The sequence below is a fragment of the Pseudoalteromonas sp. NH0006-46 genome (genome assembly GCF_057547735.1).
The window spans coordinates 233,848-258,371 of sequence record NZ_BAAJML010000006.1; the positions used below are offsets into that span (position 1 = coordinate 233,848).

The 24,524-nt window shown below is 40.6% G+C and carries 21 protein-coding genes and 1 pseudogene; 13 read left to right on the forward strand and 9 right to left on the reverse strand.

Annotation, left to right across the window (positions count from 1 at the left end; genetic code table 11):
• Positions 1-62 precede the first annotated feature (62 nt).
• Both AC27I2_RS13430 and AC27I2_RS13435 read left to right on the forward strand, forming a co-directional pair.
• Positions 63-1,445: an amidohydrolase gene (locus tag AC27I2_RS13430; RefSeq protein WP_487204560.1), complete on the forward strand. Its 1,383-nt coding sequence runs from the start codon at positions 63-65 to the stop codon at positions 1,443-1,445.
• 12 nt (positions 1,446-1,457) lie between these two features.
• Positions 1,458-2,699 (forward strand): amidohydrolase family protein, encoded by a 1,242-nt coding sequence (locus AC27I2_RS13435; protein WP_487204561.1) that lies wholly within the window; start codon positions 1,458-1,460, stop codon positions 2,697-2,699.
• A gap of 102 nt (positions 2,700-2,801) precedes the next feature.
• On the opposite strand, the gene AC27I2_RS13440 is transcribed toward AC27I2_RS13435, so the two are convergent.
• Together AC27I2_RS13440 and cspD are read right to left on the reverse strand one after the other, a co-directional pair.
• Positions 2,802-5,024, reverse strand: coding sequence for an NADP-dependent isocitrate dehydrogenase (locus AC27I2_RS13440; RefSeq protein ID WP_487204562.1), 2,223 nt, complete (start codon positions 5,022-5,024; stop codon positions 2,802-2,804).
• Between the two features lie 516 nt (positions 5,025-5,540).
• Entirely contained in the window at positions 5,541-5,759 is a 219-nt protein-coding gene (cspD, locus tag AC27I2_RS13445) for a cold shock domain-containing protein CspD (RefSeq protein ID WP_006792879.1), read from the reverse strand.
• Between the two features lie 208 nt (positions 5,760-5,967).
• Between cspD and clpS the strand changes: the two genes are divergently transcribed.
• Positions 5,968-6,276, forward strand: coding sequence for an ATP-dependent Clp protease adapter ClpS (clpS, locus tag AC27I2_RS13450; protein ID WP_021032429.1), 309 nt, complete (start codon positions 5,968-5,970; stop codon positions 6,274-6,276).
• 68 nt (positions 6,277-6,344) lie between these two features.
• Positions 6,345-8,606, forward strand: a complete 2,262-nt coding sequence (clpA, locus tag AC27I2_RS13455; protein ID WP_058405496.1) for an ATP-dependent Clp protease ATP-binding subunit ClpA — start codon at positions 6,345-6,347, stop codon at positions 8,604-8,606.
• A gap of 193 nt (positions 8,607-8,799) precedes the next feature.
• Here clpA and infA read toward each other — a convergent pair whose 3' ends face one another.
• From infA to trxB, 4 genes are all read right to left on the reverse strand, one after another.
• On the reverse strand, positions 8,800-9,018 hold the full coding sequence (infA, locus tag AC27I2_RS13460; protein ID WP_002962494.1) for a translation initiation factor IF-1: 219 nt from the start codon (positions 9,016-9,018) through the stop codon (positions 8,800-8,802).
• 90 nt (positions 9,019-9,108) lie between these two features.
• Entirely contained in the window at positions 9,109-9,813 is a 705-nt protein-coding gene (locus tag AC27I2_RS13465; protein ID WP_487204563.1) for an arginyltransferase, read from the reverse strand.
• Entirely contained in the window at positions 9,806-10,522 is a 717-nt protein-coding gene (gene aat, locus AC27I2_RS13470; RefSeq protein WP_487204564.1) for a leucyl/phenylalanyl-tRNA--protein transferase, read from the reverse strand. Before aat ends, AC27I2_RS13465 begins: the two co-directional genes overlap by 8 nt.
• A gap of 98 nt (positions 10,523-10,620) precedes the next feature.
• Entirely contained in the window at positions 10,621-11,571 is a 951-nt protein-coding gene (gene trxB, locus AC27I2_RS13475) for a thioredoxin-disulfide reductase (RefSeq protein ID WP_058405499.1), read from the reverse strand.
• Between the two features lie 289 nt (positions 11,572-11,860).
• On the opposite strand from trxB, the gene pssA reads away from it, so the two are divergent.
• Positions 11,861-13,186 carry a CDP-diacylglycerol--serine O-phosphatidyltransferase gene (gene pssA, locus AC27I2_RS13480; RefSeq protein WP_058405500.1) on the forward strand — a complete coding sequence of 442 codons (1,326 nt, stop codon included), beginning with the start codon at positions 11,861-11,863 and terminating at the stop codon, positions 13,184-13,186.
• Between the two features lie 68 nt (positions 13,187-13,254).
• Here the strand turns inward: pssA and ald are convergent, their stop codons facing one another.
• On the reverse strand, positions 13,255-14,376 hold the full coding sequence (gene ald, locus AC27I2_RS13485) for an alanine dehydrogenase (protein WP_058405501.1): 1,122 nt from the start codon (positions 14,374-14,376) through the stop codon (positions 13,255-13,257).
• A 142-nt stretch (positions 14,377-14,518) separates the two neighbouring features.
• Here ald and lrp point away from each other — a divergent pair, with 142 nt between their 5' ends.
• From lrp to serS, 6 genes are all read left to right on the forward strand, one after another.
• Positions 14,519-14,998: a leucine-responsive transcriptional regulator Lrp gene (gene lrp, locus AC27I2_RS13490; RefSeq protein WP_006792871.1), complete on the forward strand. Its 480-nt coding sequence runs from the start codon at positions 14,519-14,521 to the stop codon at positions 14,996-14,998.
• Positions 14,999-15,166: 168 nt separating this feature from the next.
• On the forward strand, positions 15,167-17,665 hold the full coding sequence (locus AC27I2_RS13495) for a DNA translocase FtsK (protein WP_487204565.1): 2,499 nt from the start codon (positions 15,167-15,169) through the stop codon (positions 17,663-17,665).
• Positions 17,662-18,288, forward strand: coding sequence for an outer membrane lipoprotein periplasmic chaperone LolA (gene lolA, locus AC27I2_RS13500; protein ID WP_487204566.1), 627 nt, complete (start codon positions 17,662-17,664; stop codon positions 18,286-18,288). Before AC27I2_RS13495 ends, lolA begins: the two co-directional genes overlap by 4 nt.
• Positions 18,281-19,624, forward strand: a complete 1,344-nt coding sequence (locus AC27I2_RS13505; protein WP_487204567.1) for a replication-associated recombination protein A — start codon at positions 18,281-18,283, stop codon at positions 19,622-19,624. Before lolA ends, AC27I2_RS13505 begins: the two co-directional genes overlap by 8 nt.
• The gene (gene crcB / locus AC27I2_RS13510; protein ID WP_487204568.1) at positions 19,617-19,997 is read left to right on the forward strand and encodes a fluoride efflux transporter CrcB; all 381 of its coding nucleotides are present in this window, start codon (positions 19,617-19,619) and stop codon (positions 19,995-19,997) included. Before AC27I2_RS13505 ends, crcB begins: the two co-directional genes overlap by 8 nt.
• A 9-nt stretch (positions 19,998-20,006) precedes the next feature.
• On the forward strand, positions 20,007-21,311 hold the full coding sequence (gene serS, locus AC27I2_RS13515; RefSeq protein ID WP_487204569.1) for a serine--tRNA ligase: 1,305 nt from the start codon (positions 20,007-20,009) through the stop codon (positions 21,309-21,311).
• Positions 21,312-21,521: 210 nt separating this feature from the next.
• Here the strand turns inward: serS and AC27I2_RS13520 are convergent, their stop codons facing one another.
• The gene (locus tag AC27I2_RS13520) at positions 21,522-22,490 is read right to left on the reverse strand and encodes an integron integrase (protein WP_487204570.1); all 969 of its coding nucleotides are present in this window, start codon (positions 22,488-22,490) and stop codon (positions 21,522-21,524) included.
• 252 nt (positions 22,491-22,742) lie between these two features.
• Between AC27I2_RS13520 and AC27I2_RS13525 the strand changes: the two genes are divergently transcribed.
• A complete protein-coding gene (locus AC27I2_RS13525; RefSeq protein ID WP_487204571.1) occupies positions 22,743-22,979 on the forward strand; it encodes a hypothetical protein in 237 nt (78 codons plus the stop codon).
• A 125-nt stretch (positions 22,980-23,104) separates the two neighbouring features.
• A complete protein-coding gene (locus tag AC27I2_RS13530) occupies positions 23,105-23,485 on the forward strand; it encodes a hypothetical protein (protein ID WP_487204572.1) in 381 nt (126 codons plus the stop codon).
• A gap of 853 nt (positions 23,486-24,338) precedes the next feature.
• Here the strand turns inward: AC27I2_RS13530 and AC27I2_RS13535 are convergent.
• Positions 24,339-24,524, reverse strand: a pseudogene (locus AC27I2_RS13535) (IS110 family transposase); the annotation flags it as partial.

A 24,524-nucleotide genomic window follows, 5' to 3' on the forward strand; every position in this document is an offset into this window, starting at 1 on the left:
TTTTTTTAGCTTTATGTCCAAGCATTCGCTAAAGTATTAAAAAAACAGGAGAACCCAAAAACATGAATAAATTTGCTCCCTCTTTATTAGCAGTTGGCCTAGCCGTTGCACTTGTAGGCTGCCAAGAAAATGGCCCGCAAGATGATAAAATTACAATAAATAAAAATCCTTACCCAAGCACTTACTCGCCAATTTCAACATCAAGTACACTCATTACAAACGCAACTGTTCTGACCGGGACTGGCGAACGTTTAGATGACGCTGATGTATTATTAGTTGATGGTAAAGTACAACAAGTGGGTAAAGACTTAGCTGCAAAAGCAGACACAACGATTGACGCACAAGGTAAATGGGTAACACCAGGTATTATTGATGTACATTCTCATTTAGGTGCGTATCCAAATCCATCGGTAGAATCACACCAAGATGGCAACGAAATGACTAGCCCAAATACAGCTGAAGTGTGGGTTGAGCATTCTGTTTGGCCACAAGACCCAGGATTTAACCGTGCACGTGAAGGCGGTATTACGTCACTTCAAATTTTACCAGGCTCTGCTAATTTATTTGGCGGACGTGGTGTAACACTTAAAAACGTGCCTGCGCATACAATGCAAGGAATGAAATTTCCTGATGCACCGTATGGACTAAAAATGGCATGTGGTGAAAACCCAAAACGCGTATACGGCCGTCAAGGTGTATTGCCTTCAACACGTATGGGTAATATGGCTGGTTACCGTTCGGCTTGGATTGGTGCTCAAGAATATAAACGAGCTTGGGATAAGTACGATGCAGAATACGCTGCAGGTAAAAATCCAGAAGTACCTAATCGCGATATAAAGTACGATACATTACGTGGCGTGCTTGAAGGCGAAGTGATGATACACAATCACTGTTACAAAGCTGAAGAAATGGCAATGATGATTGACCTTTCAAAAGAATTTAACTATCACGCAGGTACTTTTCATCACGGTATTGAAGCATACAAAATTGCCGATTTATTAGCTGATAATGGTTCGTGTGCTGCATTGTGGCCAGACTGGTGGGGCTTTAAAATGGAAGCTTACGACATGGTTCAAGAAAACGTTGCCATTGTGGATGCGGTTAAAAACTCGTGTGCCGTTGTTCACTCAGATTCAGACACTACCATTCAACGCTTAAACCAAGAAGCGGCTAAAGTAATGTATCGTGCTAATGAAAATGGCTTTGATATTTCAGAAGAGCATGCAATTAAGTGGATCACCACTAACGCTGCAAAATCATTGGGTATTGACGATAAAACAGGCTCGCTTGAAGCAGGTAAACAAGGCGATGTGGTTATTTGGAACCAAAGCCCGTTTAGCGTTTACGCAAAAGCTGAGCAAGTGTTTGTTGATGGTGCAAAGGTTTACGATAGAAACGATAGCACTTATCAAGCAACCAGTGATTTCATGTTAGGTCAAAAATAAGGAGCACCCAGAATGAAAAATTTATCACGTTCGTTTTCGCTATCTCTGGTTGCTGCCGGATTATTCGCCTCTGGTGCTGTAAATGCTCAGTCACTGGCAATTATTAATGCAACTATTCATACATCAACAGAGCAAGGCGTATTAGAAGGCGCAAGCATTGTTATGGACAACGGTAAAATTACTGCTATTAACCCAGCACAAGTAAACGCCGATGAAATTATTGATGCGAATGGCAAAATTGTTACCCCTGGATTCATTGCAAGCAACAACCAACTAGGCTTAGTTGAAGTAGGTGCGGTTGCAGGCTCTCGCGATGCGGGTGACGACAAAGCCGGTATAGATTTTGATGTAAGCCTTGCTTACAACGCACATTCAAGCTTAATACCTTATGCACGTAAAGGTGGCGTTACAAGAGATGTAATTACCCCTTATGGCGGCGATAGTATTTTTGCTGGTTTGGCAAGTGTGGTTGATTTGAGTGGTAGCCTTGAAAGTAACATTCAAAAACAAGCGGCGTTAGTTGTACATTTAGGTGAGCGCAGAAAAGGCTCGCGAGCTTTTACACTGCAAACATTAATTAACAAGCTAGATGCGCATCAAACTAAATTGAGCAAAAAAGATAAAAAAGACGACGATAAACCAAGTACTGAAGATAAAGTAATGGCTAAAGTACTTTCTGGCGATATGCCATTGGTAATAAGCGTATCGCGTGCTTCAGATATTGTTGAGCTTATTAAAGTAAAAGAACAATTTGGTGTTAACTTAGTACTCAGTGGAGCACAAGATGCCGTTGTTGTTAAAGAGCAAATTGCTAAAGCAAATATTCCCGTAATTATTAGCGCTATGGATAATTTGCCGGGTAGTTTTGATTCATTACATGCTAATTTAAACAATGCTGGTTTACTTGAAAAAGCCGGTGTTAAGGTACTTTTAACGGTTGGCGGAGACGCAAGCCACAACATTTATCAGCTTCGCTTTGACGCAGGTAACGCTATATCTTATGGCATGAGCCAGCAAGGTGCACTGAAAGCTGTTACATCAAATGTTGCTGATGTATTTGGTATTAATGCGGGCAGTATTGAAGTAGGTAAAGCTGCAGATGTAGTGATGTGGACTAATGATCCGTTTGAAATAAGCAGTAACGTAAGCCGTATGTTTATAAATGGCACTGAGGTGTCTACACAGTCTCGTCAAGATAAACTACGTGACCGTTATACTACTGATTCAAATATGCCAAGAGCATACACTAAGTAATGAGTGAACGTTAATTTAAATAGGCCGCATTGAGCGGCCTTTTTTATAGGCGTAAAAAAACCGCTTACTTTTAAAAGTAAGCGGTTTTATTTTTACTTTTTATTACACTAATTTAGCAAGGATATCGTTAAATGTAGTGCTTGGACGCATTGCTTCAAAAGCGGCTGCATCGTTAGGCTGGAAGTAACCACCTAGTTCAACTGCAGGGCCTTGAGCATCGTTTAATTCGCTTACGATGGTATCTTTATTTGATTCTAAATCGCTCGCAATTTGCGTGAACTGCGCTTTAAGTTCGCTATCGTCATTTTGCTTAGCAAGCTCTTGAGCCCAAAATAAAGATAAGAAGAAATGAGAACCACGGTTATCAATTTCTTTAACTTTACGTGAAGGCGATTTGTTTTCAGCAAGGAAGGTGCCCGTCGCTTTATCAAGCGTATCAGCAAGCACTTGTGCCTTGTTATTACCTGTAGTTACACTTAAATGTTCTAGTGAAGCTGCAAGTGCTAAAAACTCACCTAAAGAATCCCAACGTAAGTGGTTTTCTTTTTCAAACTGCTGAACATGCTTAGGTGCAGAACCACCCGCGCCAGTTTCAAATAAGCCACCACCATTCATAAGTGGAACAATTGAAAGCATTTTAGCGCTTGTACCCAGCTCTAAAATTGGGAATAAATCTGTTAGGTAATCACGTAATACGTTACCTGTTACAGAAATAGTGTCTTTACCTTCTTTAATGCGAGCTAAAGAGAATAAAGTGGCTTCAAGCGGTGCTAAAATTTGAATATCTAGGCCAGCTGTATCGTGATCTGGTAGGTATTTATTTACTTTTTTGATTAGCTGAGCATCGTGTGCACGGTTTTCATCTAACCAGAAAATAGCAGGAACGCCTGTAGCACGTGCACGGTTAACTGCAAGTTTAACCCAATCTTGAATTGGTGCATCTTTAACTTGACACATACGCCAGATATCACCTTGCTCAACACTGTGCTCAAGTAATGTAACACCCGCTGTATCAACTACACGAATAGTACCGGCAGCTTTAGCTTCAAACGTTTTGTCGTGCGAACCGTATTCTTCTGCTTTTTGAGCCATAAGGCCAACGTTTGGAACGCTACCCATTGTCGTTGGATCGAACGCACCGTGTTCTTTACAAAAATCAATAGTTGCTTGATAAACACCAGAGTAACAACGATCAGGAATTACAAAACTTGTGTCTTGAAGTTTTCCGTCGTTATTCCACATTTGACCGCTTGAGCGGATTGCAGCAGGCATAGACGCATCAATAATTACATCACTTGGCACGTGTAAGTTTGTAATGCCACGGTCTGAATCAACCATAGCAATAGCAGGGCGGTCAGCGTAAACAGCTTGAATATCTGCTTCAATTTCTTCGCGCTTAGCGTCATCTAATGTTTGAATCTTAGAGTATACGTCCCCTAAACCGTTGTTTACATCAACGCCAAGCTCTTCAAATAGCTCACCGTGTTTTGCAAATACATCTTTGTAGAAAACTTTAACTGCGTGACCAAAAATAATTGGGTCAGATACTTTCATCATTGTCGCTTTCATATGAAGCGAGAATAAAACACCTTTTTCTTTTGCAGCATCAATTTCAGCAGCTAAAAAAGCTTGTAGCTTAGCTGCACTAATGCGCGAAGCGTCAATTACTTCACCAGCAAGTAGCGGTGTGCTTTGCTTAAGTACAGTTACATCACCGTTACCAGCAACATGTTCGATACGAACGTCTGTTGGTGTTTCGATAGTTGTTGATTGTTCTGAACCAAAGAAATCACCTTCGCTCATGCTTGCTACATAAGATTGTGAATCTTTGCTCCAAGCGCCCATTGAATGAGGGTTATTACGAGCATATTCTTTTACAGAACCTGGCGCACGACGGTCAGAGTTACCTTCACGTAATACTGGGTTTACCGCACTACCTTTAACTTTGTCGTATGCAGCTTGAATTGCTTTTTCTTCATCGTTTTTAGGTTCAACAGGGTAATCTGGAAGTGCATAGCCTTTTGCTTGAAGTTCCTTAATAACAGCGCGTAACTGTGGAACTGAAGCACTAATGTTTGGAAGCTTGATGATATTTGCTTCAGGTGTTTTTGCAAGCTCACCTAGTTCAGCAAGTGCATCACCAATACGTTGTTCTTGCGTTAAATAATCAGGGAAGCTAGCAATTACACGACCTGCTAATGAGATATCGCGAGTTTCAACTTCAACACCTGCTGCATTTGTATATGCTTGGATGATCGGTAGCAACGAGTAAGTTGCTAGTGCCGGAGCTTCGTCCGTTTTTGTATAGATAATTTTTGATGTCATCATCATTCCTAGATAGTCGGCCAATAGGCCTTATTCAACAATGCAAAGAAATCATTAACGCTGAGTTAGCAAATATTATAGTGTTTTAATAAGTACGCTCAGATAATGAATAGTTTGTTAGGTGTTGGTACTCGTGTAGCTTTGTAATTAAAGCAGAATAGTCACACCTGACGAACTGTGGTCATATTTATAGCTAAAAAAACAATAAAAATAAATCAGCCTTTAGACTAGTACATTTTATAAGGGCGGCAAGTTGAGTTTTTTGCAGCATTTCACGTATATTTTTAGCATTAAGAGTGTAACAAGCTTGAATACAAAGGGCTAGAGTTTGAACATGCTTAGAGGCAGTTAAACAGCCAACTGTTAGAATATTGGGGTATATAAAATAAAAACAAGGATAAGGGTTGAAAATACAGAAAAAGAAGCAATTTATAACAATGAAGGGGTAGAAAAGTAGCTTAAGGAATTAAGCGAGGAGCCTAGAAGGTCACTCGCTTTAGTCGAATAAAACAGTAATCACTCTAAAATGTCGCCATCTAAGGCAATATTTTTAGCATGTAGGCCTTTAGGGCCTTGTTCTAGTTCGAATGTTACATCTTGACCAGCTTTAAGCGTTTTATAACCGTCCATTACAATTGTAGAGTAATGGGCGAAAATATCATTCTCGCAGCCGTCTTCAACGATGAAACCAAAACCTTTAGCATTGTTAAACCATTTAACTTTACCACAAGCCATACTTCTACATCCTTCAATAAGTTGACTAATTTAGTTATTCTAAACCATATTATTTGCTAGACTGATTAAGGATTAATCAATCTATGTTTGACTGTAGTTTATTTAATCAATCAGTCAAGCTTTTTGGGCTATTTTTTAACATTTTATTTATTTTTTATTCAAGTTTGCTTGAGTTCCTAAGACAAGACTATATTTAATTATGAGTGGTATGAAAGATTCAGGTGTTATCGACACAGTTCGCGACAGCGAAAAGCAAAAGCTACAGCCGCCGCGAAAATACAAAGTTGTTTTAAATAACGACGATTACACGCCGATGGACTTTGTAATAGAAGTTTTAACGACGTTTTTTAATATGGATAGCGATAGAGCAACCGACGTGATGCTTCAAGTTCACGAAAAGGGTAAAGGTATCTGCGGCGTTTACAGCGCTGATGTAGCCTACACCAAAGTTGAACAAGTTAACCGCTACTCGCGTGATAACGAGCATCCGCTGCTTTGTAGTTGTGAGCAGGAATAAATACCAACTAGGGTGATCACACACCTGTTTGTTGTGGTATACATTATTATCTCAGTAAGGGGTTGCCAATGCTAAACAAAGACTTAGAACTAACCTTAAATGCCGCGTTTCGTGAAGCGCGCACTCGCCGTCATGAGTTTATGACCGTCGAGCACCTTTTGCTTGCGCTATTAGATAACCCTTCTGCCTCAGAAGCGCTAAATGCGTGTGGTGTAAATATTTCAGGCTTAAAATATGAATTGCTTGAGTTTATTGACGAAACAACACCAGTTATTCCCGATTTAGAAGAAGAGCGTGAAACGCAGCCTACACTTGGTTTTCAACGTGTTTTACAACGTGCAGTGTTTCATGTTCAATCATCAGGTAAAAACGAGGTAACCGGCGTAAATGTATTGGTTGCTATTTTTTCTGAGCAAGAAAGCCAAGCTGTATACCTACTTAAGAAAAACGATGTTTCACGTTTAGATATTGTTAACTTTATCTCGCATGGTATTTCAAAAACTGATGACGATTTAGGTGATGACACCGACGACATAAATGAAGAAGTGCAAGAAGTTCAAAACGAAGAGGCTAGCAAGCTAGACAGTTTCACTACTAACTTAAATGCGCAAGCGCGCGAGGGTAACATTGACCCATTAATTGGTCGTGACAGTGAAGTAGAGCGTGCCGTACAAGTATTGTGTCGTCGCAAAAAGAACAACCCATTACTTGTTGGTGAAGCGGGTGTAGGTAAAACAGCGATTGCTGAAGGCTTAGCTTACCGTATTGTAAACGAGCAAGTTCCTGAAGTAATTGCAGATGCCGTTGTCTACTCTTTGGATATGGGTGCGCTGCTTGCCGGAACTAAGTATCGCGGTGATTTTGAAAAGCGTTTCAAAAGCTTACTAAAAGAGTTACAAGCAAAACCAGGCTCAATTTTATTTATAGATGAAATACACACCATCATTGGGGCTGGGGCTGCATCAGGCGGGGTTATGGATGCGTCTAACTTGCTGAAGCCATTGCTTTCAAGCGGTAAGCTTCGTTGTATGGGGTCAACGACCTACAACGAATACAAAAACATATTTGAGAAAGACCGTGCATTAGTTCGTCGTTTTCAAAAAATAGATGTTTTAGAGCCAAGTGTTGCCGATACCACTAAAATTCTTAATGGTCTAAAAGATCGCTATGAAGAACACCATGGTATTCGTTACACACAAAAAGCGCTAAAAGCCGCTGCTGAGCTTAGCGCTAAATACATTAACGAACGTCATTTGCCTGACAAAGCTATTGACGTGATTGATGAAGCAGGCGCTAACCAGCGTTTACAGCCTAGCTCGAAACGCAAAAAAACCATTGGTGTATCAGATATTGAAATGATCATATCTAAAATGGCGCGTATTCCACCGCAGAATGTATCGTCTTCGGATAAAGAAACACTTAAAAACATCGACCGTAATCTTAAAATGTTGGTGTTTGGGCAAGATCAGTCTATTGATGCACTCACATCGGCAATTCGTTTATCGCGCTCAGGGCTAACCAGTGAAGAAAAACCAGTGGGGTCGTTCTTATTTGCAGGACCTACCGGTGTTGGTAAAACAGAGGTCACTAAGCAACTTGCTAAGTGCATGGGTGTTGAGTTTATTCGTTTTGATATGTCGGAATACGTTGAGCGTCATGCAATTAGCCGTTTAATTGGTGCGCCACCAGGCTATGTTGGTTTTGAGCAGGGCGGTTTATTAACTGAGGCTGTTATCAAAAACCCTCATGCGGTTGTTTTACTCGATGAGATAGAAAAAGCACATCCAGATATTTACAACATTTTATTGCAGGTAATGGATCACGGTACATTGACCGACAACAACGGCCGTAAGGCCGATTTTAGAAACGTAGTGTTAGTCATGACCACCAATGCCGGTGTACAAGAAACGACTCGCAAGTCAATTGGCTTCAGCGAGCAGGATCACACACACGATGCAATGGGTGAAATAAATAAAACATTTTCGCCAGAGTTTAGAAACCGCTTAGATAACATTATTTGGTTTAATCACCTTGAACGTGAAGTTATTCTATTGGTGGTTGATAAATTTATTGTTGAACTTCAAGCACAGCTTGATAAAAAATCAGTTAATTTTGAATTGACCTCTAAGGCACGTGAATGGTTAGCTGAAAAAGGCTACGACAAAGCGATGGGTGCACGTCCAATGGCACGTGTTATTCAAGAAGAGCTTAAAAAGCCACTCGCCAACGAAATATTGTTTGGTAAGTTGTCTGATGGCGGTACAGTTAAGGTATCGGTTAAAGACAAGAAAATCCGTTTTGATTACGAGAGTAATTTAACGCCGGCTTAAATATGTTTAAAAATGCTAAATGGCCCGCTTGAAATAGTGGGCCATTTTTATTTTAGACAACAAAAAACCCAGCCTAGGCTGGGTTTTTTGTTTATTAAATGTAATTGCTAGTCAAAGTCCATCAATTACATTTAATAAACGCTTTAAGCTAGTTATACACTAGCCAAAAACTAAATCTCGTTTACGCACTTACTTAGCGAGCACGGAATACGATACGACCTTTCGATAAATCGTAAGGAGTCATTTCTACCGTTACTTTATCGCCGGTTAAAATACGGATATAGTTTTTGCGCATTTTACCTGAAATATGAGCCACAACTACGTGACCATTTTCTAGCTCAACTCGGAACATTGTATTTGGTAAAGTATCAAGGACAGTCCCTTGCATTTCGATTACGTCTTCTTTCGCCATGTTTAGCGTAACACCTCTTTAATAGTTAAACGCTGCAGATTTTGCCCAAAATACACCAATAAGTAAAGGCGCAGGGGCTATATTTGCAAATTAAATAGCCACCCACTCATCATTAAGCTGTTTTTGTGCCGGTAAAAACTGCGTTTTGTACTTCATTTTGTCGCACTCATCAATTTGGTAGCCTAAATACACAAATTGTTTATTTTGTGCTTTGGCAAATTTTATTTGTTCTAATATCATAATTGACCCCAAGCTGTAATGCTCAAAGTCAGGATCAAAAAAGGTATAAATAGCAGAAATAGCGTTGTTCATACAATCAGTTACGGCAACACCGACTAAAGTGTCTTGATGCCAAAGCTCAATAAACGTGATATCAAGCCAACTACACAACAAAAAGCTCTGAAATTGTTCAGGTTGAGGCGGATACATACTACCATCTTGGTGACGCAGGGTAATGTATTTACTGTATAACGGATAATAGTCTGCACGCTCACTACTAGAATAAGTAACAGTAAAGTGGGTTTTTGCTTTGTTTAGTTTACGTTTTTGTGATTTTGACGGGATAAATTCTTGAGCTAAAACACGTACAGAGTTGCATGCACTGCAAACGGGGCAATGAGGGCGATAAATTTGGTTGCCACTGCGTCTAAAGCCCAAAGCTAATAATGACTCAAACTTGCTTGCACTGTAATAAGTAGGATCGAGTATTACTAATAGCTGCTCACGCCTATTTGGCAAATAACTACACGCAAATTCTTGGCTTAAACCCACTCGGGCTGTCAGGTTTTCATTCATAGATTGCATCCAGTTTTTGTGGCTTCCACATTGTAGGATTAACTTTATAGGTAAGTGCAGTGTTAAGTTTAGCTAAAAAATCAGAACGAGATATCACTTTTGCACCCAAACTCATTAAATATGGGTTTTCGAGTTGGCAATCAATAAAATGTGCATTATGTTTTTTTAACCAATTAACCAGCGCCCACATGGCTAATTTAGAGCAATTAGTTTGATGATGAAACATCGATTCACCACAAAATACACCATTTTGCATTATCCCGTATAAGCCACCTGCAAGCTGTCCGTTGCGCCATACTTCTAGACTGTGTGCTATGCCTGCGTTGTGAGCATTGGTATAAGCGCTGAGCATATCAGAGGTGATCCAGGTACCATCGGTATCAAGACGTTGATCGCGGCATGCTTCAATAACTTCAATAAAGGCGTTATTGATGGTTACTGTGACGGGATATTTTTTTAGGTGCTTGCGCAGGCTTTTACTAACATGAAAATCGCTTAACTCCACAATGCCACGCTCACTTGGTGACCACCACATAATGGGTTCGTTATCGCTAAACCAAGGGAATATACCGTTGCGATAAGCATTACATAGGCGAGGTAGGCTTAAGTCACCACCAACAGCAAGTAAGCCGTCGGGAGATACTAATGCGTACTCTGGATTAGGAAATGCTATATCGGTATCGCTTAATTGGTATAGCTGGTTTTTCATAAGGAATGTACTTTTTATTGTTTGTTTTAAAAGTGTAACTATATTTTAGATGTAAAAAAAGGGGCTGATTGCTCAGCCCCTTTTTTGAAAAATAAATGTTACAGGTTGTCTAAAAAGCGCTCTGCATCAAGGGCAGCCATACAGCCTGTACCCGCTGATGTAATTGCTTGGCGGTAAATATGATCAGACACATCACCTGCAGCAAAAACACCTGGTACGCTTGTTTGCGTTGCGTTACCGTTAAGACCAGACTCAACAACCAGGTAGCCGTCTTTCATTTCTAGCTGACCTTCAAACATATCTGTGTTTGGTTTGTGGCCAATTGCAATAAACACACCTGCTAGGTCTAGATCTTCAGTAGCATCAGATGCAACATCTTTAATACGAATGCCTGTTACGCCCATTTGGTCGCCCAAAACTTCGTCAAGCGTACGGTTGTAGTGCATTACAACGTTACCGTTTGCAGCTTTTTCTGTAAGGCGGTCAGCAAGAATTTTTTCACTACGGAAGCTATCGCGACGGTGAATTACATGCACTTCGTCAGCAATGTTAGATAAGTAAAGTGCCTCTTCAACTGCAGTATTACCACCGCCCACAACCGCTACTTTTTGACCTTTATAGAAAAAACCATCACACGTTGCACATGCCGACACACCGCGACCTTGGAAGTTTGTTTCAGACTCTAAGCCTAAGTATTTAGCAGATGCGCCAGTGGCAATGATCAGCGCATCACATGTGTATGTACCTTGGTCGCCAGTTAGTGTGAAAGGGCGTTTAGAAACATCAACTTTATTAATGTGGTCAAACACAATTTCGGTTTCAAAGCGTTCAGCATGCTCTTTCATACGATCCATTAATGCAGGGCCTGTTAAACCGTGTGCATCACCCGGCCAGTTTTCAACTTCAGTCGTTGTGGTTAATTGACCACCTTGTTGCATACCTGTAATTAAAACAGGGTTTAAATTTGCACGAGCTGCATATACTGCTGCCGTGTAACCAGCTGGGCCAGAGCCTAAAATTAGTAGCTTGCTATGTTTTGCTTCAGTCATGATATTTTCCTAAACGATTCTATACGGTCATTAATGCGCTCGATTCTAAGAAAAACAAGGCAGAAGTAAACAAAATCTGAGATTATTTTTTTTAGTAAATCGAAAAGCTGTTCATTTTTATGTACTAAACAATCACACTTTTACGCCTTACAGGGTAAACTAGCTCAATAAATAGACTAACAAGCAACAAAACGTCGTTAATTCATGACCACTTTGATTTTTTTTGTTATGTTTTACCTAATTTTGATTTGTCACTGATAGATTATGTGACCTAAATGAATAGGCAACTATGTTATTTTGGCAGGAAAAACCCGCATTTGGGTTGACTTCAAAAGACGTTAACGTCTTAACCAATGCGCAAGATTACCGCACACAATTACTTAATTTAATCGCTAATGCAAAAACGCGTATTTATATTACCGCGCTTTATTTGCAAGATGATGAAGCAGGCCGTGAAGTTTTAGAGGCATTACACAATGCATCTTTAGCTAACCCTGGACTTGAAGTAAAAGTACTGGTCGATTTTCATCGTGCCCAGCGTGGACTCATTGGTGCTGAGAAATCAGACGGGAACGCAAGTTTATACTGTGACTATCTAGAAAAATTTAAATCAAATGTACAAGTATTTGGTGTACCTGTAAAAGCGAAAGAGCTATTTGGCGTCTTGCATCTAAAAGGCTTTGTTATAGACGACACGTTACTTTACAGCGGTGCTAGCTTAAATAATGTGTATCTACAGCATAACGACCGCTACAGGCTTGACCGTTACTTTTTAATTACGCAAAAAGGTTTGTGTGATTCTGTAATAGACTTTATCGAATCAAAGCTGTTGAGTTCTGTGGCCGTGCCTCGTATCGACATGCGTCCGCTCAAGCGTTTAATTGACTTTAAACTTGAGCAAAAGCAATTAATGCGTGATTTAAAAGCAGCAAGTTACAAGTCGGCTGAGCAAGCAAGTAATAATGCGTTAAATATTCGTTTGTTTTTAGGACTTGGGCGCCGGCATAACGAACTTAACCGTATGATCAAGGCGCTTTTTGATACAACAGAGCGCGAACTAGTGCTTTACACGCCATACTTTAACTTCCCGGCGCCGCTTATGCGCTCATTACGCAGGCTTTTAAAGCAAGGCAAACATATTACAATTGTTGTGGGCGATAAAACCGCAAATGATTTTTATATGCCACCTAGTGAGCCGTTTAGCAAAATTGGTGCGTTGCCTTATTTATACGAAACTATTTTGCATAAATTCGTTAAAACGCAAAAACGCCATATAGATAACGGAAACTTGAACGTATACCTTTGGAAGCACGGCAATAATTCTTTTCATTTAAAAGGAATATGTGCAGATAGATCAAAGCATTTATTAAGTGGACATAATTTAAATCCACGTGCATGGGGTTTAGACATAGAAAATGGAATACTAATTGAAGATCCCGAGCAAACTATTATGCAAGCGATTGATAACGAAAAGCATGAAATTCTTAAGCACTGCCGCCGTTTAACTGGTCCAGATGATTTAGAAACCATGGAAGATTACCCTCAGCCAGTTAAAAAGTTACTTGGCCAAGCAAAACGGGTAAAAGTAGATTTTATTATTAAACGGTTTATTTAAATTTAGTTTAAGTTAGACATAAAAAAAGCAGCTTTATAGCTGCTTTTTTTGTAAGTACAAACGCTAAATTAAGCGTTTTCTACTGCTGTGCGTGGGTCAACGTAATCCATGTTAAATGCTTCAGCAACTTCTTTGTACGTTACTTGGCCTTTAATTACATTTAAGCCTTTTAAGAAGTTAGCGTCATCTAGCAATGCCTTTTTGTAACCTTTGTTTGCAAGGTTAATAATAAACGGCAATGTGGCATTGTTAAGTGCAAATGTAGATGTACGTGGAACAGCACCCGGCATATTCGCAACACAGTAGTGAACAACGTCGTCAACAATAAACGTTGGATCAGCGTGCGTTGTTGCTTTAGACGTTGCAATACAACCGCCTTGGTCAATAGCAACATCTACAATGGCAGAGCCTGGCTTCATTGCTTTAATGTGATCGGCTGTTACTAGCTTAGGAGCCGCTGCACCAGGGATTAATACACCACCAATAACTAAATCGGCTTCAAGTACATGTTTTTCTAGTGCGTCAGCAGTTGAGTAAATTGCTTTTACTTTATTGCCAAATTGCGCGTCTAGTGCACGTAGTACATCAATGTTACGGTCAAGCACAACAACATCTGCACCTAAGCCAACTGCCATTTGCGCAGCGCTACGGCCTACCATGCCACCACCAATAACAACAACTTTGGCTGGCTCAACACCTGGTACGCCACCTAGCAACATACCACGACCGTGGTTAGATTTTTCAAGTGCTTGTGCGCCGGCTTGAATAGACATACGGCCAGCTACTTCGCTCATAGGCGCTAGAAGTGGTAAACCACCGCGAGAGTCAGTCACTGTTTCGTAAGCAATACAAATTGCTTTGCTCTTAACAAGGTCTTCAGTTTGTGGAAGATCAGGTGCAAGGTGAAGGTAAGTAAATAGAATTTGGTCTTCACGAAGCATTGCACGTTCAACTGCTTGTGGTTCTTTTACTTTTACAATCATCTCTGCGTTTGCAAAAACGTCAGCTGCAGTTGCTAAAATGTCTGCACCTGCTTGGGTGTAATCTTCATCTGTAAAACCAATGCCCATACCTGCATTCGTTTCTACAATCACTTGGTGGCCGTGATTAACTAATTCACGAACACTAGCAGGAACCATACCTACGCGGTATTCATGGTTTTTGATTTCTTTAGGTACACCAATAATCATAACATTTGCCTTATTAAGAACGGATTGAAATTTTTCACTATTATATTCATGACAAGCCAGTGTGTCTCACCTTTTTTAAATGCTAAGCTAGTGTTATTATCTAAAATTATAAAAATTACAGAATAAAAACCTAGTAGGGCTTATGCATCAGTTATTAGACAGAATTGACCGCAAAATTTTGATGGAATTACAACACGATGGGCGCCTTTCAAATGTTGAACTGGCCCGACGAGTTGGTCTGAGTGCCACGCCCTGCTTAGAGCGCGTAAAAAAGCTTGAGCGAGAAGGTTACATACTCGGATACAAAGCGGTGGTCGATCCGGCTAAGCTAGGGCAGGGGTTATCGGTGTATGTAGAGGTCACCATAACAAAAACCTCGCCAGACGTATTTGACGAGTTTAGTGCAGCCGTTAAAAAGCACGAAGAAATAATAGAATGTCATTTAGTGTCGGGTAATTTTGATTTTTTACTTAAAACGCGTGTTAACGACATGTCGGAATACCGGGGAGTACTGGGTGATATATTGCTTAAATTACCTAACGTAAGTGAAAGCAGAACTTATGTAGTGATGGAAGAAGTAAAAGGGGAAGACGGCGTTATAATTCGTCCTTATATTGCTTAAATTAATAATGGCATTGTAAATAATTATTTTATTACGCCTAATTTATAAAAACTTGTTCATAATCAGGCCATACAAACTAAGATAAAGTGCATCAAATTGCATTTCCTGCTAAGGTATTTGACTGCTGTTGAAGTGTAATAAATAGAATAATAAGAGGGATAGGAAGCTATGCGCCTGAACGGTGTGCAAAGACTATTAGAAACAGGGCTGATAATCAGTACCTTTGCTGCAATATTTATTTTATGTGCCTTAATCAGTTTTGATCCGGCTGACCCGTCGTGGTCGCAAACTGGCGAATTTAGAAACGTAAAAAATATTACAGGCACAGCCGGTGCATGGGTCGCCGATATACTTTTACTTACTTTTGGGTGGCTTGCTTACTTAGTCCCGGCGGCAATTCAATTATTTGGTTATTTATTATTTAAGCAACCCCACCGTATTTTACAGCTTGATTACACAACATTAGCCCTTCGTGTTATTGGCCTAGCCCTGTTTGTAACGTCTGCTACGGCAATCAGTAGCATTAACTTTGACGACATTTATAATTTTTCATCAGGCGGGGTAGTGGGAGATGTCATTGCAACAGCTATGATGCCGGCGTTTAATTTTACTGGCACATCAATTTTGCTATTGTGTTTCTTTTTTGCAGGATTAACCCTTTTAACTGGTGTGTCGTGGGTTGATTTTGTAGATTACCTAGGCGATTTAATGGTTAGGTTGTATCGCTTTATTACCTCGTATATTAAAGGTTGGATTAACAGAGAACGCATTGCTGCAAATACAAGTAATGACAATGTAGATGCCCAGTTTAACGACGACCTCACAGAGCAGCTTGAAGCGCCAGTAGAGGCGAAAAACGATGCCCCTCAAAAAGCCATTAATAAACCGCAAACACCTTTTACAGAGCCACAAATTAGTGACGACTACAGCCCATTTGATGAGCTTGACGATATACTCGATCAAGAAATTGGCTTTAGTGCCATAGACGATGAACCAATGGATACGGCGGCAGCATTAAACGCGCTTGATCAAAGCCAAGTTGTGGAACCTGAAAAGCCAGTTACAACGGTGGTATCGCCAGCTAGACCAATGCCTAAAGCAAAGCCTGCGTATCAGCCACCGCCAACGGCAAAAGAAAAATTTGAACAACTGCTTGATCAAGAAGCGCCACCAGGCCCATTGCCGTCGCTTGATTTACTCGACAGGCCCGATAAAGCTAAAAACCCAATTTCGCAAGAAGAGCTCGATGTTGTATCGCGCCTTGTAGAGACAAAATTACTCGACTTTAACGTACAAGCCACTGTCGTTGGTGTATATCCAGGCCCTGTTGTAACACGATTTGAGCTTGATTTAGCACCGGGTATTAAGGTGTCTAAAATTACCGGTTTATCAAAAGATTTAGCCCGCTCGCTTTCTGCTATTAGTGTACGTGTAGTTGAAGTTATTCCGGGTAAAACTTACATAGGCATAGAGCTGCCTAACAAACACCGTGAAATAGTGCGTTTGTCGGAAGTAATAAATGCGCCTAAGTTTGAGCAAAACCCATCGCCGCTTACCATGGTGTTAGGTAAAGATATTGCAGGCCAGCCAGTGTGTGCCGACCTTGGTAAAATGCCGCATTTATTAGTAGCTGGTACAACGGGGTCGGGTAAGTCAGTGGGCGTTAATGTAATGATATTAAGCTTACTGTACAAATCGGGCCCAGATGATGTTCGTATGATCATGATTGACCCTAAAATGCTTGAGCTTTCGGTTTACGAAGGTATACCGCATTTATTGTGTGAAGTTGTTACCGACATGAAAGAGGCGGCTAACGCGCTGCGTTGGTGTGTAGGTGAAATGGAGCGCCGTTACAAGCTGATGTCGGCATTAGGTGTGCGTAATTTAAAAGGCTACAACCAAAAAGTACTTGATGCCAAAGAAGCGGGCTACCCCATTATGGACCCACTTTTTAAAGACACAGACGGCATGAAAGACGGCCCCGACGAGCTTGAAAAACTACCAAGCATTGTTGTGGTAATTGATGAATTTGCCGACATGATGATGATTGTAGGTAAAAAAGTAGAAGAACTTATTGCACGTATTGCACAAAAAGCACGTGCAGCAGGTATTCACTTGGTCCTTGCAACACAGCGACCATCGGTTGATGTAATTACCGGCTTAATAAAAGCCAATATACCAACACGTATGGCGTTTCAGGTATCAAGTAAAATAGATTCGCGCACCATACTTGACCAGCAAGGCGCCGAAAACCTTCTTGGTATGGGTGATATGCTTTATTTACCGCCTGGCACCAGTGTACCAGAGCGTGTGCATGGCGCATTTGTAGATGACCATGAAGTACATGCAGTCGTTAATGATTGGAAAGCACGTGCTAAACCTAATTACATAGACGAAATACTTAATGGTGACGCCACGGAAGATATTTTATTGCCCGGTGAAGCAAGCGAAAGTGCCGATGAAGAGTCAGACCCACTTTACGACGAAGCGGTCGCATTTGTAATTGAGACAGGCAAGGTATCGGTTTCATCAGTACAACGTAAGTTGCGCGTAGGGTATAACCGTGCAGCCCGTTTAGTAGAACAAATGGAAACATCAGGTATCGTAAGTTCACCAGGTCATAATGGTGCTCGCGATGTATTAGTACCTAATGGAGCAAACCAATGAAAAAATTAAACAGTTTATTATTAGTATTAAGCGGCTTAATTGCCGCACCGAGCTTTGCGGACGACAGCCAAGCACTGCAAGACAAATTGGCAGCACTTAAAAGCTTTAAAGCCCAGTTTGCACAAAAAGTCACAGACAAAGAAGGCCAAGCTGTAATGCAAGGCGAGGGCACTATCGCCCTTAAGCAACCTATGATGATACGTTGGGAGCAAACAAACCCAGACGACACATTATTTGTATCAAATGGTGATAAAACCTATTACTTCGACAGTTTTGCTGAACAAGTAACCATAATGGATACTCACAGCTTAATTGACTCAACGCCGTTTGTATTACTTACATCAAAAGACCCTGCTCAATGGGAAAAGTACAGCGTACAAGCCACTAAATCTGGCTTTAGTGTAACGCCAAATAAAGGCATAGAGAGCCAAGTAGAGCAGCTTGATATCACGTTTGTAGACAACCAAGCAGGTCTTGCACAATTAGTCGTTACCGATAATTCGGGGCAACTTTCTTCGTTTACTTTTAATGATGCTAAAGTAAACACCGAGCTTGATGCAGCAATGTTTGAATTTACCCCGCCAGAGGGTGTTGAAATAGACGATCAGAGCCACTGTGAGTAATTTAGGCTTTAACTTTTGGCCTGATGTACGCCCACTTGCGGCGCGTATGCGCCCAACAACGCTTGACGAATACATAGGTCAACAGCATTTACTTAGTGACGATAAACCCCTGCACCAAGCCATTGTTGCAGGGCGTTGCCACAGCTTAATTTTGTGGGGGCCGCCTGGGGTGGGTAAAACAACCCTTGCGCAAATTATTGCAAACCATGCCGATGCCGAGCTTATACAAATGTCGGCTGTGACCGCAGGCGTAAAAGATATTCGCGACAGCGTAACGCAAGCCCAAGATAACCTACAAAGTCGTGGGCAACGCACGCTAATGTTTGTTGACGAAGTACACCGTTTTAATAAATCACAGCAAGATGCATTTTTACCTCACATAGAAGATGGCACCTTTATATTTGTTGGCGCAACAACCGAAAACCCTTCATTTGCACTTAATAACGCGATTTTGTCTCGCGCACGCGTGTATGTTTTAAAGTCATTACAAGAGAGTGACCTTTACACAGTAATAGAGCGCGCACTTGTGCAAGATGAGCAACTAAACCAAAAAAACATAGTTATTGCTAGTAACGCCAAACAGGCACTGTGCCAAGCAAGCGGCGGTGATGCCCGCAAAGTGTTAAACCTGCTTGAGCAAGCGGTTGATTTAACCACGGAGCAAAACGGCACATACAACGTAGATGAGCACGTATTAAGCCAAGTACTGCCAACTCATTTAGCAAAATACGATAAAGGCGGCGATGAATTTTACGATTTAATATCGGCTTTTCATAAATCAGTACGCGGAAGCTCCCCCGATGGTGCGCTTTATTGGTACTGCCGTATTTTAGCTGGCGGTGGCGACCCACTTTATGTAGCAAGACGTTTACTTGCCATTGCAACAGAAGACATAGGTAATGCCGACCCCCGCGCAATGGAAGTGGCGTTAAACGCATGGGATATATTTCAACGTGTTGGCCCAAGTGAGGGTGAACGCGCGATTGCACAGGCCACTTTATATTTAGCCAGCGCACCCAAAAGTAATGCAGTTTATATGGCGTTTAACCAAGCAAAGGCAGATGCCAAAAACGAGCCAAGTTACCCAGTGCCAGAACATTTACGTAATGCACCAACCAACTTAATGAAAGACTTAGGTTATGGCGCCGAGTATCGCTACGCGCATAACGAAGAGGGCGCCTTTGCCGCAGGTGAAAAGTACTTGCCGCCAGAAATGGACGGCAAGGAATATTACTTACCGAGCGATCGCGGCCTTGAGCAAAAAATTAAACAAAAACTTGATTACTTAAAAGAGCGCGACGCGCAAAGCCCACTTAAACGATACGAAAATGATTAAACTTTATATGATGATCGCCATTGGCGGCGCCTCAGGAGCCTGTTTACGTTTTTTTATTAGCGAAACCATGCTAAAACTCCTCGGTAGGGGATTCCCTTTTGGCACGTTGACGGTTAATATTCTGGGTTCATTGTTAATGGGCGTTTTATACGGTTTGATAGATAAACAAATTATCACTGTAAGCCCCGCTAAAACCCTTATCGGTATTGGCTTTTTAGGTGCATTAACCACCTTTTCAACATTCTCAATGGACTCGTTGTTGTTGTTACAACAAGGTCACTTTATTAAAATGGCCCTCAATATCATCTTAAATGTGATGGTCTGTATTTTTATGGCTTGGCTGGGCCTTCAGCTGGTAATGCAAAAAGGTTAAAAAACTAACATGTTAGATTCTAAATATTTACGACAAGACGTTGAGCAAACTGCAGCACGCTTAGCAGCGCGTGGCTACGAGCTTGATGTTGCAAAAGTGACAGAACTTGAAGAGCAACGCAAAACATTACAAGTAAAAACGCAAGAGCTTCAAAGTCAACGTAACGCCAGTGCTAAAGCCATTGGCCAAGCAAAAGCAAAAGGCGAAGACGCACAGCCGCTTTTAGACGCAGTGGCAAATTTAGGCAGCGAATTAGACGCCACTAAAAAAGCGCAAGACGAAGTACTCAACGCCATTAACGACATTGCTTTAGCAATTCCAAACTTGCCAGACGAATCAGTACCAGAAGGCGCTGATGAAGACGACAACGTTGAAATACTTACGTGGGGCACGCCTAAAAAGTACGACTTTAAAGTAAAAGATCACGTAGATGTAGGGCAAGACCTAAATGGCCTAGATTTTGAAATGGGCGTTAAAATTAGTGGCGCACGCTTTACCGTAATGCGCGGCCAAGTAGCGCGTATGCACCGTGCACTTACTCAATACATGCTAGACACCCACACAGATAAAAACGGTTATACAGAAATGTATGTACCGTACTTGGTAAATAGCGCAAGCCTTTACGGCACAAGCCAATTACCTAAGTTTGCAGGCGACTTATTCCATACATTAGGCCTAGTAAACGACGACGGCGAGCAACAAGCTGGTTTTAGCCTTATTCCTACAGCAGAGGTACCGCTTACAAACAGCGCCCGTGATGAAATTTACGAAGAAAGCGATTTACCAATTCGCTTAACTGCGCACACACCGTGTTTTAGAAGTGAAGCGGGTAGCTATGGTCGCGATACACGCGGTTTAATTCGCCAGCACCAGTTTGATAAAGTTGAACTAGTTCAACTTGTAAAACCAGAAGATTCAATGCAAGCGCTTGAAGAGCTAACAGGCCATGCAGAGCAAATACTACAAGCACTAGAACTACCATACCGTAAAGTAATTTTATGTATGGGCGACATGGGCTTTGGCGCAGCTAAAACATACGACTTAGAAGTATGGTTACCGGCACAAGACACCTACCGCGAAATTTCGTCTTGTTCAAATATGGTCGATTTCCAAGCACGCCGTATGCAAGCTCGCTTTCGTCGTGAAGGTGCAAAAAAACCAGAGTTACTACATACACTAAATGGCTCAGGTTTAGCAGTTGGCCGTACACTCGTAGCCATACTAGAAAACTACCAACAAGCAGATGGCTCAGTAGTCGTACCAGAAGTATTACGCCCTTACATGGGTGGACTAGAAGTGATTGGTAAAGCGTAAGGTTTAGCTATTAGTTTTTTGGCTATGAGCTTTAAGTAGAAAAGCCGCTGTTTTAAACGAACAGCGGTTTTTTTGTAATCAGGGTTTTAGTTAGCGAGAGTAAAGTTAGTTGGGATTGAAATTAACTCTGTGTAAAATTCATAGCGCAGGAATGGGCTTTAGAGCATTTAATTTTTTGATAAGAACCAACTTGTACTTTTTTAATCAGCTTTATAGCCTAGAAAAAGGACTAATTACGCCATTAGCACCTTGTTGTAAAACATGAGTGTAAATTTGTGTTGTTTTGACGTCTGAGTGACCCAACTGAGATTGTACGGTCCTTATGTCAGCCCCGCTTTGTAGTAAATGAGTTGCAAAGGAGTGGCGCAAAGTATGTGGCGTGATAAGTTTGGTTAACTTTGCCATTCTTACAGCCTTTTTAATTGCCTTACGAACGCCTGTTTGGTGAAAATGGTGCCGTCTTACTTCTCCAGTTCCAGGATCTGCACTTAATTGATGAGATGGAAATAAATATTGCCAGCCTAAAGACGTATTAGCATCTGGATATTTCTTTGCAAGTGCATGAGGCATCCAAACGCCAGCATATTGCTCATTGTGTAAATCTAATTGTAAGTATTCATCAACCTGTACGATCTGATTTCTAAGTAAGGGGATTAACTCAGTGGCAAGCGTTACAATTCTGTTTTTATTACCTTTACCATGCCATACACGAATACTCTTATAATCAAAGTCAATATCTTGAACCCTTAGCTGAACAGCCTCCATCACCCTTAGTCCACTACCGTACATCAGCCCAGCAATGAGATAGTAACGTTTACTTAAATGTGACATGAGGGCTTTAACCTCTTCTGGAGTCATCACTATAGGTAACTTGGGTTGACGTTTGCTTCTGATAAAAGTTAAGTCTAAAGATAACTCTTCCTTAATGATGTGTTTGTATAAGAAAACTAATGCATTTAAAGCAGTTGCTTGAGTTTTAGGCGCTACGTTTTTTGTTAACACAAGGTAGTCTAAATAGCTGACAACTTCGTTACTTCCCATCGAAGCAGGATGTCTTTTTTTATGAAAATGAATATAAGAGGCAATCCACTTTAAATAGGTATTAATGGTCCTAAGCGAGTATTGTCTAACTAACATATAATCAGAAATGTAATTTAAAAATGGTGATTGTGTTTTCATAAATACCCTTAAGCTATAGCTGTATATATGTACAGTTATAGCTTAAGGGCCCCTATAGTCAAGAAATCGACCCAATGGGTCGTTTTTGTCGGTTTCTTAGTAAAATGTCAATTAGTTATATACTTGATATAGAATAATAAAAGGTATTTTGTTATTAATATGTATAAGATACTATAGACCCTATGTTGGGTAGAAAGACGACCCTTAGGGTCGATATTAAATTGTTATATTTCTATCAGAATGGAGAGTTAAATGGGAATCGTATTAGAGTTTATACCTAGTTTACTTGTGGCATTAGCTTTTGATTTCTTTCTTTACCTAACAGGTACAGTGGTCTTGAAAGTAGCTTCTTTCGGTTTGTATAAATCTAAAGTTTATAGCTATTCAGAATTTAAAGATTCAAAATCAAATAGTAGTTTTCTTATGCAATATTTTGTGGGTATTTTGTTTTATGCGCTAATTATTGTTTCAATTGCTTGGCTTAATTAACCGAAATATAACAAGCAATTCAAGCGGGACTTTTTACAGTTTGCTAGGTTTCGCTTCGCTACACAATTTTAGCAAACTACAAAAAGCCCCTTAATTGGGCGTTAGCCACACATGAAAGTATGAGCATGAATTCACTAAGAGAAAAATTGATAGCATCATTACACTCTGATAAAGAAGCAGAGAGTTTCTTTACTGAACACTTAAATGATCCAAAGGTGCTCTTAAAGTTATGTAATATTTGTGCCCCCCATGACGAGTATTCAAATGACCCAAGAATGGCTGCGGCGTACTACATATCCCAATATCCAGCAGAGCTACTAGCTGAGGTGCTCCCGCTTCTATTAGTTTTGGTTTCAATACCATCGTACGAAGGAGAAGATATGAATGGTAATATTGCTAGTCATCTGTTGGCGGCTATAAATAAGAGTAAGCATTTATATTCAGCAAAAATCTATCAAAACCTCGATGAAATAGCTCAAGAATATGGAGTCGAGGAAAATGGCTAACAAGGCGCTGCACTCTGACACATACTGCTACACTCGTTTTTGTGTCTGTCGCTGCGCTCCATTTTCACACAAAAACGCTCTCCGCAGTATGTGCAGGTGAGCTTGGCGTTATGTTTTCCTATGCAATTGAGTAGATTTGAAAGAGTTTTATCCGAATTAATAATATGGCCTTACATAGGCTTTATTGCGGGCGTTGCTACAATTTTTTTTCGCGGGAATGCATGGAATTGAAGATTATCTTCTGCCTAGCTTAATTACTGGATTTGTTGTTGGTGTTTTAAGGGCGTTTGCTTTAGTTTTTGGGATTCTCAAGTTTGAGTCAAAACACTTGAGCAAAAATAGGCTTTACTTTAGTAGAATTGGATTAGCTTTGATGTACGGTGTATTGATTTATAGTTTGGCTTAGCCAAGGTTAATCTATTGAAAACATAACAAGAATTTCAAGCGGGACTGCTAATAGTTTGCTCGGTTTCGCTTCGCTACACATTTTAGCAAACTATTATCAGCCCCTTAAATGGGCGTTATGTTTATATCAAGGATAGATGAGTGCTGAAAGGAAATCGTATTACTCTTGTCTTGTATTTTATCGCTTTTATCTTACCTGTACTTGGGGTAATGAACTGTGATGGTTGGAATGCGGGAACTATGGCGGTAAAGACTTGCGCAATCGATAATGGTTTATTTAGAGGTTACGTGAATTTATACATAGCTTTTCTTTATTTTTCTTCATTCCTTGTTTTTATTCCCGTGCTTATTTATATAGTTGTTTGTAAACTTCTAATTAACTTAATACTTAGAGTCACAGGCAATTATAAACATAACAACACGCCCTGAGGTGGACGACTAGTAAAATTTAGCTATTAATTGCAAATTTTAAAAGTGGTGAGCCTCTGCGTTTCAATGCTGCTAAATATGTCGATTCATCGTAGGGGGTATTCGTTTTCCAACACCTAAATACAATCCTTATCCATTTAAATGCCAGTGATCTAATAATGCTGTTATGCGGCTTACCCTTGGCTTTTTGTTGCTCATAATACGC